The sequence below is a fragment of the Ferruginibacter sp. SUN002 genome (assembly GCF_050611725.1).
Taxonomy (GTDB): Bacteria; Bacteroidota; Bacteroidia; order Chitinophagales; family Chitinophagaceae; genus Ferruginibacter.
This window is the reverse complement of sequence record NZ_JBODJB010000001.1, coordinates 16598-29671: the sequence shown is the minus strand read 5'-3', so window position 1 is coordinate 29671 and position 13074 is coordinate 16598. Positions and strand designations below refer to the sequence as shown.

14 protein-coding genes are annotated in these 13074 nt (G+C 36.4%); 9 read left to right on the top strand and 5 right to left on the bottom strand.

The window, feature by feature from the left end:
- Nucleotides 1-10 precede the first annotated feature (10 nt).
- Nucleotides 11-1087, top strand: coding sequence for a DUF3810 domain-containing protein (locus tag ACQ33O_RS00100; RefSeq protein WP_430993501.1), 1077 nt, complete (start codon nucleotides 11-13; stop codon nucleotides 1085-1087).
- Between the two features lie 85 nt (nucleotides 1088-1172).
- Here ACQ33O_RS00100 and dcd read toward each other — a convergent pair whose 3' ends face one another.
- Complete coding sequence (gene dcd, locus ACQ33O_RS00095; RefSeq protein ID WP_430993500.1) at nucleotides 1173-1709, bottom strand: dCTP deaminase; 537 nt, start codon at nucleotides 1707-1709, stop codon at nucleotides 1173-1175.
- A gap of 93 nt (nucleotides 1710-1802) precedes the next feature.
- Here dcd and ACQ33O_RS00090 point away from each other — a divergent pair, with 93 nt between their 5' ends.
- Together ACQ33O_RS00090 and ACQ33O_RS00085 are read left to right on the top strand one after the other, a co-directional pair.
- Nucleotides 1803-2441 carry a 4'-phosphopantetheinyl transferase family protein gene (locus ACQ33O_RS00090; RefSeq protein ID WP_430993499.1) on the top strand — a complete coding sequence of 213 codons (639 nt, stop codon included), beginning with the start codon at nucleotides 1803-1805 and terminating at the stop codon, nucleotides 2439-2441.
- An 8-nt stretch (nucleotides 2442-2449) separates the two neighbouring features.
- Nucleotides 2450-3856, top strand: a complete 1407-nt coding sequence (locus tag ACQ33O_RS00085) for an APC family permease (protein ID WP_430993498.1) — start codon at nucleotides 2450-2452, stop codon at nucleotides 3854-3856.
- Here ACQ33O_RS00085 and ACQ33O_RS00080 read toward each other — a convergent pair whose 3' ends face one another.
- The 3 genes from ACQ33O_RS00080 to ACQ33O_RS00070 all read right to left on the bottom strand — a co-directional run bounded on the left by ACQ33O_RS00080 (nucleotide 3857) and on the right by ACQ33O_RS00070 (nucleotide 6921).
- Entirely contained in the window at nucleotides 3857-4696 is an 840-nt protein-coding gene (locus ACQ33O_RS00080; RefSeq protein ID WP_430993497.1) for an oxidoreductase, read from the bottom strand. It lies immediately after the preceding gene.
- A 135-nt stretch (nucleotides 4697-4831) separates the two neighbouring features.
- Entirely contained in the window at nucleotides 4832-6343 is a 1512-nt protein-coding gene (locus ACQ33O_RS00075) for an outer membrane beta-barrel protein (RefSeq protein WP_430993496.1), read from the bottom strand.
- A complete protein-coding gene (locus ACQ33O_RS00070; RefSeq protein ID WP_430993495.1) occupies nucleotides 6340-6921 on the bottom strand; it encodes an RNA polymerase sigma factor in 582 nt (193 codons plus the stop codon). The genes ACQ33O_RS00075 and ACQ33O_RS00070 overlap by 4 nt, the downstream gene beginning before the upstream one ends.
- 141 nt (nucleotides 6922-7062) lie before the next feature.
- On the opposite strand from ACQ33O_RS00070, the gene ACQ33O_RS00065 reads away from it, so the two are divergent.
- From ACQ33O_RS00065 to ACQ33O_RS00040, 6 genes are all read left to right on the top strand, one after another.
- Entirely contained in the window at nucleotides 7063-7980 is a 918-nt protein-coding gene (locus ACQ33O_RS00065; protein WP_430993494.1) for a DUF4382 domain-containing protein, read from the top strand.
- Between the two features lie 89 nt (nucleotides 7981-8069).
- Entirely contained in the window at nucleotides 8070-8510 is a 441-nt protein-coding gene (locus ACQ33O_RS00060) for a thioredoxin family protein (protein ID WP_430993493.1), read from the top strand.
- Entirely contained in the window at nucleotides 8497-9435 is a 939-nt protein-coding gene (locus tag ACQ33O_RS00055; RefSeq protein ID WP_430993492.1) for an FAD:protein FMN transferase, read from the top strand. Before ACQ33O_RS00060 ends, ACQ33O_RS00055 begins: the two co-directional genes overlap by 14 nt.
- Nucleotides 9432-9644: a DUF4266 domain-containing protein gene (locus ACQ33O_RS00050; RefSeq protein ID WP_430993491.1), complete on the top strand. Its 213-nt coding sequence runs from the start codon at nucleotides 9432-9434 to the stop codon at nucleotides 9642-9644. The genes ACQ33O_RS00055 and ACQ33O_RS00050 overlap by 4 nt, the downstream gene beginning before the upstream one ends.
- A gap of 19 nt (nucleotides 9645-9663) precedes the next feature.
- Nucleotides 9664-10863: a DUF3570 domain-containing protein gene (locus tag ACQ33O_RS00045; RefSeq protein WP_430993490.1), complete on the top strand. Its 1200-nt coding sequence runs from the start codon at nucleotides 9664-9666 to the stop codon at nucleotides 10861-10863.
- A gap of 248 nt (nucleotides 10864-11111) precedes the next feature.
- Nucleotides 11112-11534 carry a hypothetical protein gene (locus ACQ33O_RS00040; protein ID WP_430993489.1) on the top strand — a complete coding sequence of 141 codons (423 nt, stop codon included), beginning with the start codon at nucleotides 11112-11114 and terminating at the stop codon, nucleotides 11532-11534.
- Nucleotides 11535-11763: 229 nt separating this feature from the next.
- Here the strand turns inward: ACQ33O_RS00040 and ACQ33O_RS00035 are convergent, their stop codons facing one another.
- Complete coding sequence (locus tag ACQ33O_RS00035) at nucleotides 11764-13023, bottom strand: aminotransferase class I/II-fold pyridoxal phosphate-dependent enzyme (protein WP_430993488.1); 1260 nt, start codon at nucleotides 13021-13023, stop codon at nucleotides 11764-11766.
- Nucleotides 13024-13074: the final 51 nt, after the last annotated feature.

The following is a 13074-nucleotide window of genomic DNA, read 5'->3' as shown; positions in this document are numbered from 1 at the left end:
TCAGGTATATATGAAATATAGAACTAAATGGTTTGTACTTGTTTTTTTGGGGATGGTAGCTATCCTCATTAAGTTGTTTTCCATGGATGGCGATCGGGTAGAAAATTATTACTCGGCAGGCATATATCCGGTAATAAGTAAAATTTTACGTTTTTCGTTTGGATGGATCCCCTTTAGCCTGGGAGATATTATTTACGGAATTGCCGTAATTTGGCTATTGTGGACTTTGGTAAAATTTATGAAAGCTGTTTTCCAAAAACAGATGAATACAGAACGGCTTCAACTTGTTTTTTATAAGTTGCTTGTTCTTTCCTTAATTCTATACTCAGCCTTTAATATTTTTTGGGGAATCAATTACAATAGAAAAGGTATTGCATCGCAACTTGGTTTAAGCGTAGAAAAATATTCTGTTCCGGAATTAAAAATGATTGACTCTATTTTGTTACAAAGAGTGAATGAAAGCAAAATAAGGTTATCAAAAAAAACGACTGACATTTCCCACAAAGAAATTTACAGAGGAGTTCTTGATGCTTATGCAGCACTTAACAAGCGGTATAGTTTCCTAAATTACGAAACACCATCCGTTAAAAAATCTTTATGGGGATGGGTGGGTAATTATCTTGGTTTCATTGGTTATTATAATCCGCTTACCGGCGAAGCGAATGTGAATACAAGTGTTCCGATTTTTTTGCAGCCCTACACAACTTGTCATGAAATGGCCCATCAGCTTGGCTATGCAAAAGAAGATGAAGCAAATTTTGTTGGATATTTAGCTGCATCCGGATCAAGGAGTTCCTGGTTTAATTATTCGGTATACGTTGATCTTTTTACATATGCTAACAGAACCTTGTATAGGGTAGATAGTGTTACAGCAATACAGAATAAAGCAAAACTTTTACCTGAAGTGAAAGCAGATCTGCAACAATGGAAAACATTCATGGAACAGCACAGAAACCCGGTTGAGCCTATTATCAGATGGATGTACGGAAAATTTTTACAAAGCAATGATCAACCGGCCGGTGTTTTTAGTTATGATGAGGTGACAGGGCTGCTAATAGCGTACTATAAAAAATATGGGAGGATATAGAAGGGCAAGCTACAAACTGCAAGTCACAAGGGAGAAGCATATTGTTAGCACACTTATCCCTTATAGTTAATCCATTGAAGTTGTTCTAAAAACTGTTCTTCCACATCATGCTCTCTACCGGCTTATTAGGCTGGCCACTGTATTTGGCGTTTTTCTTCTGATTGTATTTTACAATGATCTCACCATCGGCAGGGAAATAAATTAATTGACCGATTGGCATCCCTTTATACACTCGTACGGGTTTTTTTACAGAAATTTCTAAAGTCCAGTTACCACAAAATCCAACATCACCTTTGCCGGCGGTAGCGTGTATGTCAATACCCAAACGCCCAGTAGAAGATTTGCCTTCTAAGAAAGGAACGTGTGCATGTGTTTCAGTATATTCTTCTGTAACACCGAGATAAAATTCGTGTGGTTGTAAAACAAAACCTTCGTCAGGTATTTCAAAATGCTCAATAGTGTTGTGTGCCTTAGCGTCTAATTCTTTGTTGGTATAAGTTGCAAGGTGTTTCCCTAAATGTACATCATAGCTGTTACTGCCTAAACATTCTCTGTTATAAGGTACAACTTTGATGGTGCCTTTTTCAATTTCCTCTAAAATGCGTGAATCACTAAGTATCATTGTTCTTAATTATTTATGTAATGTTAAATGGTTTAATCGTTATTTTGTAAAAGTAAATTTTTCATTTTTCATTTTTCATTTTTCATTGTTTCTATGCCTTTGGTTTATCAACAAAATATCAACGAGGCCACTAAATTGGCTATTTGGCATATTACCGAATCGGAAGATTTTTTTTTATTGCAGGTGCCTTTACAAAGGAGCATCACCCATCCACACAAGCGTTTGCAGCATTTGGCAGGCAGATTTTTGTTAAAAGAATTGTTCCCTGATTTTCCTCACAGTTTAATTCAGGTAGCCGATACGAGGAAACCTTTTTTGGTAGACGAAGCGTATCATTTTTCCATATCCCATTGCGGAGATTTTGCAGCAGCAATTGTTAGTACAAAGAATAGGGTAGGTGTAGATATTGAATTATATACAGATAAAGTTGAACGAGTAAAGCATAAATATTTGAGTGAAGCAGAACAAATACTTTTGCAAAATAGTAATACCACAAATGATCTGCCGCTCATTCAATTATTAACTTCGGCTTGGAGTATTAAAGAAACTATTTTTAAATGGGAGGGAAAAGGTGAACTGGATTTTAAAGAACATATGCAGATAAGGACATTTGATTTTAAAAATTTAGAAACTGCAACAGCATCTTGCATATTATCAAAGTATGATGCAGTTTCGTTAAACGTAGAAGTTAAATTTTTCAGTCAGCTGGCATTAGCTTGGTGTGTGAAATAAATTAGAATATGACAATAACAAACCCAAAACTGGAACGGCACTTAGGACTTTTTCAATCTACCGTACTCAATATGATCGATATGGTGGGGATCGGTCCGTTTGTAACCTTGCCGATAGTAATGGGTTTAATGGGTGGAATGTTTTTGTACGCATGGATAGCCGGTGCTGTACTTTCTTTGATAGATGCAATGATATGGAGTGAATTGGGAGCAGCCTATCCATTAGCCGGCGGTAGTTATAATTTTCTTAAAGAAGCCTATGGGAAAAATGGAGCCGGGAAGATGATGAGCTTTTTGTATGTATGGCAAACCGTAATACAAGCTCCGTTGGTTGCGGCTTCTGCAGCTATAGGTTTTGCTCAGTATTTAGGATACTTAGTAAACTTGGATGTAATTCAACAAAAAATGGTATCCGCCACCGTTATAGTGTTTGTTACTTTTTTATTGTATAGAAAGATTGACAGTATTGGTAAGATCGGTGTATTGCTATGGAGTGGTGTACTGCTTACATTAGGTTGGATCATCATCGGTGGAATAGCACATGGTAATTTTTTACAGCCTTTAAAAGATATTAATGCAGATTTCAGCTGGGGACAGTTAGTATCATTTGTATTTGGACAAGCTTGTGTAAAAACGATCTACAGTTATTTGGGATATTATAATGTTTGCCATTTAGGCGGGGAGATAAAAGATCCGGGTAAAAATATTCCACGGAGTATGTTCATTTCTGTAATTGGAATTGCCATTTTATACCTGGCGATGAATGTAAGTGTAAGTAGCGTTATATCTTGGCAGGAAATAAAATTATGGCAAGATGCAGGACAAAATAATTTTGTTGTGAGCACATTTATAGAACGGTTGTATGGTACAGGTGCGGCACAAATAGCCACGGTGATGATATTGTGGGTAGCACTAGCCTCCTTATTTGCCGTAATGCTGGGTTATTCAAGAGTACCCTATGCAGCCGCTGTAGATGGGGCATTCTTTAAAGTATTTGCCAAATTACATCCAACCAAAAACTTTCCCTATGTGTCACTATTGGTGTTAGCTGGGTTTGCTTTTATATTCAGCCTGCTGTTTAAAATGAAACATGTTATTGATGGAATTCTTGCCATGCGTATCATGGTGCAGTTCATCGGTCAGGCTGTTGGTGTAACGTTATTGCGTAAACGAAAAGGAACGGTAGGGCTTCCCTATAAAATGCCCTTGTATCCCTTGCCGATAATATTGGCAATAGCTATGTGGTTATTTATTTTTTATGCAACGGGGCTTACAATTATTGTTTCTTTCTTAATTGTGTTTGGTAGTGGGCTATTGGTATATTTTGTTTTAGCTAAAATAAGAAACCAGTGGCCTTACAAAACACAGGCCGATTATAATTTAGAAGACAAAATAAATACCATAGGAGAAAATTGATTATTCAGATAAAGGAGAATCGGCACCAATGGTTGTAGCTTCCCAGGTATCAAAATCATTTTTCAATTCAGCTAATTTGATACGTGCATTTTTTAATGCTGCGGCACCCAACAATAAATGCAATGGCGGATTTTCAGATTCAACTGCTTTTATAATAGCTGCAGCCCCTTTTACTGGATCACCCGGTTGATGGCCACTTGCTTTTCTTAAATTAGCTCTGTTTGCACCGGCAGTCGGTGCATAATCATCAATTACAATCGAGCTTTCTTTTGCTGAACGACCTGCCCAATCGGTACGGAAACCACTTGGGGCAATGATGGTTATTTTAATGCCTAAGTGACCTGTCTCTTTTGCAAGAGATTCTGAGTAACCAACCACAGCGAATTTCGTGGCATTATAAAAACTTAAAGCAGGAAAAGCAAAGAATCCTGCAATGGATGCAATGTTCACTATATGTCCGTTTTTTTGCTTACGCATAACGGGCAATACTTTTTGAGTAAGATTAACCAATCCAAAAAAGTTCACTTCAAACATATGACGAAATTCTGCTTCTTCACTTTCTTCAGCAGCACCAAAATAACCAATCCCGGCATTGTTCACCAATACATCTATACTGCCGAATTTTTCTAATACCTGTTTTACAGAAGAACTGATCTCATCAGCTTTGGTAACATCTAACTTTACAGCAAAGGCAGTTTCAGGATATGCTGCTACAATATCTTTCACATCTTCTGTATTACGAGATGCTACAGCTACTTTGTAGCCTAAGGCCAATGTTTGTTGTGCCAATTCTCTCCCAAATCCGGTTGAGCAACCGGTGATAAACCATACTTTATTCATTGTAAATAATTTTACTACTGCAAGTTAGCAAAATAGACTATAAAATATCTTTTACAAAAAATCTATCGGTTACCAAGAATTTAGTGATTGCTGTTATTGTTTGAAGAAAACCAATAATTTTTTTCATAGACATTATTAGAATTTAAAGCGGAGTCCGGTAGATAATCCGAATGAATTTGGATACGATCGTACACTTACATTTTTATTGATAGCACTTAACGCAAAACGGACTGTTGGATTAAATGTAATTGCCCACTGTTTGTTTAAATTATAGGCAGCACCAATGCTTGCTGATCCGGAGAAATACGTTTTTTTCAACCCTTGAAGTTTGTATTTTTTATCATGATCATCGTCATCACCACTGCCTTCCAACGAAGTTTGTATTTTACCATTGATGAGAAAATTTGCAGTTGCTCCGGCAGACATATTCAATTCCCATTTTTTATATGACAGTGTATATTTTAATGCTAAAGGCACTCCAATATACTTTATGGTATGTAATGCGGATGACGCTTCGATACTATCGCCTACAGATGGTGCATTACCTTCCGGAGCATTTACAAAGGTATATCCCGATGAGGCATTGTATCTATATTTGATGTTTCCTGAATTATCAGTTTGAGCATATATCTTTTTTTCATCGCTCCTGATCGTAGTTTTTGAAAAAACAATACCAGATTGTATGGTCCAGTGATCATTCAAATTGTAGTCGAACAAAATGCCGCCGGTGAAAGCATTCCCATGCTCTTCATTGTCATTGAATTCATCTTCATTTTCTCCGCTTTGCTGATTGTTATTCTCGTCATTTTGTAAACGATAAAAAGCAAAGTCCGGCGAGTAGAAAAAATTTAGAGCAAAGTCGGTTTCTTTTTTCTTTTGGTCTTTCTTCTTTGCCGGACTGGTTTTCCCCACTTCTGTTGGCTTAGTTGCTGCTACTGCCAAAGAAGTTGCTTTATTACTCTCAATAGTAGAACTATCTTTAATTTCTTTGTTAGTTGAGATATTGGTTTCGTCAACAGCGGAACTAAGTTCTCTGTCTTCATCACCATCAAAATTGTCTGTTGCTTTGTTGGTGGAAATTTTTACAGAAGCTTTTTTAGTGGTCGTTTTTCGACTTTTATTAATATTACCGGAAATATTTTTGTTCTTTACCGGATTATTTTTACTACTTCTTTTTAAAGTAGCAGTAGTTTTGTTTTGATCGCTAATTGCTTTTCCAGTAGCAGCGTTAGCGGTATTGTTTGTTTCCAGGGAAGAACTATTTTTTGCTTCGGCGACGTCAGCTTTTTCGATTGTTTTTTTTGCAATCAATTTATCTTTTAAAATATCTGCAGTATTCTTTTTTGCAGCTATGTTTTTTTGCGATTGATCGGCAACAGGATCGTTTGGTGTTGTTGTGATTTGATTAGATGAAACCGGTTTGTCTTTTTGTGTGTTCAGTAATAAATAAACGCTGATACCGGAAAGGAGTAATAATAGCAATACCGATAATCTTTTTAGCCCACTATTCTTTTTTCGGAAATCTATTATATCATTCTTATCCAGATTTTTTTCAAGATTGTTCCATACCTCATCAGAAGGCATTTCTTGATGCTCATTAATAGCCGATTGAAATAATTTATCTATATCGTGTAGATCTTCTTTCATATTGGTTTAATGTTTTCTTTTAAAACTTGTAAACTATTCTTCACTGCTTTTTGTAACAGTACTCTTGCATCCGACAGGTTTGATTTTGAAGTGCCTTCTGAAATCCCTAAATGGGTTGCAATTTCTTTATGCTTCATTCCTTCAAAAACATATAAGTTAAATACCATTTTATATGCAGGTGGTAATTGTTGTACCATATTCAGTAGCTCTTTAACTCCGATTCCGGAAAGTATATCCTCACTGCCTATAGGCTCAAGATCGCTGCTATCTATATTTACAACTGCATGCAATTGAGGTTTACTTCTGTATCGTTGCAGTGCACAATTCACCATTATTTTTCTCACCCAGCCTTCAAAAGGACCGGCTGATCTGAATTGATCGATGAACGAAAAGACCTTCATAAAGCCTTCCTGAACAATTTCCTCGGCCTCTTCTTTGCTTTTTGAATATCGTAAACAAACAACAAACATCTTGGGTGCTAATAACTTATACAACTGGCTTTGGCTATGCCTGTCTCCTTTAATACATCCCTGTATAAGTTTTTCGGTGATATCCACTAAATAGCTGTCGTTTGCCAAAATAGATGCTGGTTTTGGTAGAAATGGTTGGGTTACAATAAATATTTATTTTTTTTAAGTTTAACCCAACCTTTTGGTTTGAAATATACATCTACCATTTTGAACAAAAAATTTTATCATCAAACTATAATTCATTTTTTTATGAAAAGTACAAAAACAACTTTGGTCGGCCTGGGGCTATCATTGTTCTTGGTTATGCTGATCTTCTCTGCTTGTAAGAAAGACACGGCAGGTTCTTCAGGCGCTCAACATTTATCTCTTTATTTAACAGACGATCCTGCTCCGATTGTGTTTGATTCAGTTTTGATTGATATTCAGCGTGTAGAAGTAAAACTTGATTCAAGCGAAGAGCATGAAAATGATGATGACTTTGGTGATAATGATCATGATGGAGATGATGATCATCAAGATAATGATGCGTTCGGATATTGGGTTGATCTGTCGATGACTCCGGGTTTATACAATGTTTCTGCATTAAGAAATGGCGTAGATGCTTTGTTGGCTTCAGGTACAATTCAAGGAGATGTAAGAAAGATTAGGGTTTCATTGGGTGCAGGTAGTGTTGTTTATGTGGGTGGAGTAGCACATACTTTATCTTTAGCGCCTGGAGTTGACAATTATCTTTATGTAAAAATTCATGATGAAGATGAGCAAGGTGGGGATAATGAAAATGATGGAGATAATGAAAATGAAGAGGATGATACGCCGGTTAATATCTGGTTAGATTTTGATCTTGGCCGATCTATTACTTTAGACGGAGGACAATATTATCTTACGCCTGTTGTAAAACCTTTCTGCGACGAAAATTCAGGTAGTGTAGAAGGGAAGGTTCGTCCGGTTGATGCAAAAGCATTGATTACTATTTTTAATGCAACTGACACTGCAACAGCAATTCCTGAATACGATGATGATGGCGAATATAAAATAAGGGGTTTAAATGAAGGTACTTACAGTATTACTTTTAAAGCTTTTAATGGCTATAAGGATACAACGGTTAATAATGTCGTTGTTCTTAAAGGTGTTGAAACACAAGTAGAGCCGGTAACACTCTATAAATAAGGAAGTATTCAGTTGGTTTGACCTCAACAAAGTATCTTTGGTATACTTTGTTGAGGTTTTTTAGGGTAAATGATTTATTTCAATAGTATATGAAAATTCTTTCCGTTTTATTGTTTTCGTTATTGATGTTTTCCTCATCAGTTTGGCTAACCAATTTTGATGATGCTCAAAAAATAGCAAAGGAAAAAAATCAAATGATCTTATTGAATTTCTCCGGCTCAGATTGGTGTATTCCTTGTATTCGTTTAAAAAAAGAAATTTTTAACAGCGATACATTCAACAACTTTGCTAATACAAATCTTGTATTGGTAAATGCCGATTTTCCAAGAAACAAAAAAAATAAATTAGACAAGGCTCAGGTAAAACTAAATGAGGCATTGGCAGATAAATATAATCCCGAAGGAAAATTTCCTTACACCTTGTTATTGGATGCGAATGGTAAAATTTTAAAAACCTGGGATGGGTTGCCGAAGGAAAATTCTGTTGACTTTGTTGAAACAATAAGAACTGTTATTAATGGCAGCAAATAATGCTACAATACACAAATCTGTACTTCGTTTGATGGGTAACCGTTTTGAAATAAGTGTCGTGTCTGATGATGCTGCATGGGCTTATGAAAGAATTGAAGAGGCTATTACAGAAATAAGCAGGATCGAAAAATTGCTCACAACATACAACGACGAAAGTCAGACAAATCAGATCAATGCAAATGCTGGATTGGTGCCGGTTAAAGTTGATAAAGAAGTTTTAGATCTGATCCAACGTTCCATAAAAATATCTGATATTACACAAGGTGCTTTTGATATTACTTATGGATCGATCGATAAAAGTTTGTGGAACTTTGACAAGACAATGAAACATTTGCCGGATGCTGAGCAGGCAAAAAAACTAGTAAGATTGATCAACTATCGTAACGTGATCCTAGATGAAAAAAAATGTACTGTTTTTTTAAAAGAAAAAGGAATGCGAATTGGATTTGGAGGAATTGGTAAAGGATATGCGGCAGAACGAGCAAAGATGATCATGAAACAAAAAGGTGTTGAGAGTGGTATTGTAAATGCTGCCGGCGATCTTACAACATGGGGTTATCAACCTGATGGGAAACCATGGACCATCGGTATTTCTGATCCTGATAATGCACAACATGCATTCTCTCATGTAGAGATCACTGATATGTCAGTAGCTACATCAGGCAATTATGAGAAATTTGTAATGATCGATGGGAAAAAATATTCTCATACCATCGATCCTAAAACGGGCTTGCCTATTACCGGTATCAAGAGTGTAACGGTTATTTGTCCGAATGCAGAAATTGCAGATGCAATGGCAACACCCATTGCAATCATGGGCATCAAAGTAGGGATCGATATGATCAATCAAATAAAAGGAATTGGTTGTATCATCATCGATGATGAGAATAAAATGTATACATCAAAAAATATTAATCTTATATGAAAGGAAAAATGTTTTTACTCGGCGCTGTCATTATTACAATGAGTTCATGTGCTTCGGTAAAGCCGTATCAAAAATCAAGATTGAATGATGCTGAAATGGAATTATCTGCAAGAAAAGTTCAAAAAACCGAAATGAGTTTTCAATCTTACCGTGAAGGAGCATCCGGTGCTAATGGCGGTAAAGCCGGTGGTGGCTGCGGTTGCAATTAATACAATTCAAAATACGAGCATGAAGAAAATTTGTTTAGTTGTAGTAGGATTGTATGTCAGTCTGCTCAACGCTTTCTCACAAACTACAGATACGGCTCAATATAAAAGCCGTACCTTAAAATTGGACGAGGTAAATCTTGTAAGCAGTTATTATCATCAGGATGGAAATAATTCGTCAGTGACAGGTGGCATTGGTACCGAAAAGCTTAGCGATCTTGCTAATTCCATAGATGTTAAACTAAGCTTGTATGACAAACATGGCCGCAAACACGGCTTGGATATAGATGCCGGTGTTGATTATTATACTTCTGCATCTTCCGATAAAATAGATCTGAAAGCAAACTCTTCTGCATCTTCTTCCGACGTACGTTTTTATCCATCAGTTTCCTGGACAAGAGAAAATGAAAAGAAAGGAACAACGATAGGACTGAATGCTTCTTATTCAACAGAATTCGATTACCAGTCTTTTGGAATTGGCGCAAGTGTTTTTCAAAAATCGAAAAACAGGAATGCGGAGTTTGGTTTTAAAGCGCAGGCTTATTTCGATGCAGTATCTATGATACTACCAACAGAATTAAGACAAGGTGGCGGTCGGCATGATGACGATGATGATGATTATCCAACAAGCGCAAGAAATTCATATAGTGGAACATTTTCCTATTCACAAATTGTGAATCAACGTTTGCAGTTAATGGTGCTGCTGGACATTGCTTATCAGAACGGATTTTTAGCATTGCCTTTTCACAGGGTTTATCTGAATAACAATGCGGTGAGATCTGAACTACTTCCGTCATCACGATTTAAATTACCGGTAAGTCTAAGAGCCAATTATTTTTTGGGTGATAATATTGTCCTTCGTTCTTTCTATCGTTTTTATCATGATGACTGGGGTTTGAATGCCCACACAGCAGAACTGGAAGCTTCTGTAAAGATCAATCCTTTTTTATCTGTTGCTCCTTTTTATCGATATTATACACAAACTGCTATTGATTATTTTGCAGGCTACAAAGAGCATACCACTGCGGATAATTTTTATACAAGCAATTATGATCTGTCGAAATTCAACAGCCAATTTTTAGGTGCAGGTGTAAGGTTTGTACCTCCGAAAGGCATATTCGGTATTCGACACTGGAATATGGTTGAGCTGCGTTACGGGTATTACAAACGCAGTAATACATTGCATTCGAATATTATTACACTGAATTTGAAATTTAAATAGCCGGTAAGTCGGGAAGACGATAAGTATTTATTTAATTTTCGTTTTCCCGACTTACCGGCAAAAAACATAACCTTATGTTTAATGTGGTTGCTGAAATAAAATGAGTATGCTGGTTAAGACTTCGGCTGTTGGTCGGGAGACACAACAGCGGCGTGCTGAATAGGTTGAAGTTTGGCGAAAACAACAACGATAAATTATGTCATATGCAACCATTCATTTGAATTTAACATCTATACTTAAAATTAAGTATGAGATTTTTCTTCCTTTCAATTTTATTTATTTTTTCATTTTTGCACAGTTGGTCACAGTCACTTTCAGGGGAATGGAAAGGTAGCTTTACAGATGATCAAAATTTAGATAAAGAATTTCCAATTAAATTATATTTCCAACAGGATAAAGATAGTTCTTATAATATTTACAGTTATTCAAAAGGCATTGATACAATAGTGGTTTGTAGTATGGCTTACACCTTTTCGGGTGATTCTGTTTTTCTTCAAGAAAAAGAAATATTGAAGCCTAAAAAGGTCAATGCTGTTTGTCTTCAAAAAATGTTTCTCAAGCTTAAGAGCAATAAGAGCGGTTATACTTTAGAAGGTAATTGGGAATGTTTGTTAGGTAGATCATACGGGTATGGTAAGATTTATTTTACTAAGAAGAAAACTGTCAAATAAGCTTTAGTCCGTTTTACATAGATTTCTCATTTATAAATAATTTTTACGTTGTTGGTCGCCTGACCAACAACATTCGCTTACATAAAAGCCCAACAATAGTATACCGTACAAGAGTGTAATTCTTCGTTCCTCAGGATGAACACCACGATGATGACCAAAGCAAAAATGTTAGTAATAAAAAAATCCCACCTGGTTAAAAGTGGGATCGAATAAAAATATTTATAAAATCTTATACTGCTTTCTCCGCCATATCAGGAATATCAACGGCTTTATAAGCACCTGCATCTAATTTTTTCTTTGTTTCTTCAAAAGCTTTCAATGTTTCATCAATATCATCGAAGCTATGTGCAGCAGTAGGAATCAGGCGATAAATGATATCTCCCTTTGGTATTACCGGATACACAACAATTGAACAGAAAATATGGTAGTTCTCTCTAAGGTCCATCACCATTGAAGTAGCTTCAGGTACATCGCCTTTCATATAGATCGGTGTAACAGGAGAGTTGGTATGTCCGATATCAAAACCTCTTTCTTTTAAACCATTTTGTAAACGTTCAACATTAGCCCATAATTTTTCTCTCAACTCAGGCATTGTCTTAACCATTTCCATACGCTTTAGCATGCCATCAACAATAATTAACGGTAAGCTTTTTGCGAAGATCTGGCTACGGGTGTTGTAACGCAAATATTTGATAACAGCTTTTGGTCCGCTGATGAAAGCACCAATGCTGCCCATGCTTTTTACAAATGTGCTGAAGTATAGATCGATACCGGCCTGGCAACCTTGTGCTTCATCGGCACCGGCACCTGTTGGTCCCATGTATCCGAAACCGTGAGCATCATCAATTAATATTCTGAAATCAAATTTCTTTTTAAGTGCAACAATTTCTTTTAAGATACCTTGTTCGCCATCCATTCCAAAAACTCCTTCGGTGATCACTAAAATACCACCACCTTGTTTTTCTGCCATCTTTTCGGCACGTTGCATTTGCTTTTCAAAATCTTCAATATCGTTGTGTTTGAATGCATAGGTATAACCCATGTGTAAACGGATACCATCTACGATACAGGCATGAGCTTCCGCATCATAAACGATCACATCTCTTCTGTTCACCAATGCATCGATACAACTCATGATACCTTGATAACCGAAGTTCAACAACATGGTATCTTCTCTACTTACAAATTCGCTGATGATATTTTCTAGGGCTTCGTGTTTGTCGGTATTACCACTCATCATCCTTGCACCCATTGGGTTACCCATACCGTATTTTTGTGCAGCTTCTGTATCTGCTTTTCTTACTTCAGGATGATTTACTAAACCTAAATAATTGTTCAAACTCCAAACGATCATTTCTTTACCACGAAATTTCATTCTTGGCTTTAATTCGCCTTCTAATTTCGGGAAAGCAAAATAGCCGTGTGCTCTGTCCATGTGCTGACCGATAGGGCCGCCATCTTTTACCAGTTTTTCAAAAACATCTGCCATGTAGAATTACGATTTTTGATTTACGATGTGCAAAATTAAGGTTTTGAGCCC